At 48.1% G+C, this 310-nt stretch carries 1 protein-coding gene; it reads right to left on the reverse strand.

Annotation, left to right across the window (positions count from 1 at the left end; all coding sequences use genetic code 11):
* On the reverse strand, positions 1-310 hold a 310-nt coding region (locus ADH81_RS11235; protein WP_049525597.1), incomplete at both ends, for a hypothetical protein.

The raw sequence follows: 310 nt of genomic DNA on the forward strand, positions 1-310 counted from the left end.
AAGCACAAGTGCAAGTACATCAGCGTCTGAATCAGCAAGCACAAGTGCGTCAACATCAGCATCAACAAGTGCAAGCACATCAGCATCTGAATCAGCATCTGAATCAGCATCAACAAGTGCGTCAGAGTCTGCTTCAACATCAGCTTCTGAATCTGCATCAACCTCAGCCTCTGAGTCAGCAAGCACAAGTGCATCGACATCAGCATCTGAATCAGCGTCAACAAGTGCATCGACCTCAGCATCTGAGTCAGCAAGCACAAGTGCGTCAACATCAGCATCTGAGTCAGCGTCAACAAGTGCATCGACATCA

This window comes from Streptococcus pseudopneumoniae (assembly GCF_001072925.1).
GTDB lineage: Bacteria > Bacillota > Bacilli > Lactobacillales > Streptococcaceae > Streptococcus > Streptococcus pseudopneumoniae_Q.